The organism is Leisingera sp. F5 (assembly GCF_001593695.1).
Genome location: NZ_LUKH01001044.1, coordinates 1 through 1,328, shown reverse-complemented (window position 1 = coordinate 1,328; position 1,328 = coordinate 1). Strand labels below are relative to the sequence as shown.

Annotated in this window: 1 protein-coding gene; it reads right to left on the bottom strand. The window is 57.4% G+C overall.

All coding sequences use genetic code 11. The features are described 5' to 3' along the window. Positions 1 to 108: 108 nt before the first annotated feature. Complete coding sequence (locus A2I95_RS38690) at positions 109 to 1,011, bottom strand: metal ABC transporter substrate-binding protein (protein WP_027257645.1); 903 nt, start codon at positions 1,009 to 1,011, stop codon at positions 109 to 111. Positions 1,012 to 1,328 lie beyond the last annotated feature (317 nt).

Genomic DNA, 1,328 nt, shown 5'->3' with positions numbered 1-1,328 from the left:
GCATCAAGCATGGGGCTGTCCTGCAGAGTTACACACAGAAAATGTGCTTTGTGAAATGAAACGCCCCGCTACATGTGCTGCGGGGCGGAGATATTTGCCGTGAGAAGCTCAGTTGGTGACCTCGGTCAGACCACGTGCCACAGTTTGCGACGTGACCCTGAGCAGATCCAGATAGGTCGGCACCGGGCCATCCGCTTCGCTGAGCGAGTCGACATACAGCTCGCCGCCATAGGCCACACCGGTTTCACGGGCCACCTGCTCAGCCGGGGCTGTGTTGACGGTGCTTTCGCAGAACACTACCGGGATATCGTTGGCCCGCACCCCGTCGATAACGCCGCGCACCTGCTGCGGGGTGCCGACCTGGTCGGCGTTCATCGGCCACAGATACAGCTCCTTCATGCCGAAATCGCGGGCCAGGTAGCTGAAGGCGCCTTCGCAGGTCACCAGCCAGCGCTGATCTTCGGGGATTGCTGCGATCGCTTGACGCAACGGATCGATCGTGGCGCGCAGCCGGTCTTTGTATTCGCCCGCGTTCTTGACATAAACAGCAGCGTTTTCCGGATCATGCTCAGCAAAGGCTTCGACAATGTTGTCGATATAAATCAGCGCGTTATCCAGACCCATCCAGGCGTGCGGATTGGGCTTGCCCACATAAGATCCGGCGGCGATCGGGATCGGATCGATCCCGTCGGTCAGTGTCACCGAAGGCACGTCCTCCATATTGGACAGGAACTGTTCGAACCACAGCTCCAGGTTCATCCCGTTCCACAGGATCAGGTCGGCATCGGACGCCCGCACGATATCACGCGGGGTCGGCTCATAGCCGTGAATCTCTGCCCCCGGCTTGGTGACCGAGACAACTTCGGCCGCGTCCCCTGCCACATTTGCTGCCATATCGGCCAGCACAGTAAAGGTTGTGACAACCTTCATCTTGTCTTCAGCCATGGCAGCGCTGGCAGCAACGGCTGCAACAGCGGCGGCGGAAACTGTCTTGAGCAGGTTTGGGAACATCCGATTCTCCGTTTTGAACGATGTCTTTGATGCATCGTTATTGCAAATCATTCGCAACTGTCAATGAAAATGAGAATGATTTGCAAAAACAGGGCAGCCCGCGAACAGGCTGCCCTGTAACCGCTCCCTGCCAAAGGGTTAACGGCAGTTAATGACGTCTTAATGTTGCCCGGATCGCAACCGGCATTTTGCCCCAATCACCGCCTAAACCTGAAGCTGCAGCCAGAACGGCGCGGGACTGAACCTGATCCTTCGACCTACTGAGCGAGCACATTTCCCATGATTTCACCTGGACATCTCTCCAGCTGTTCCGATGC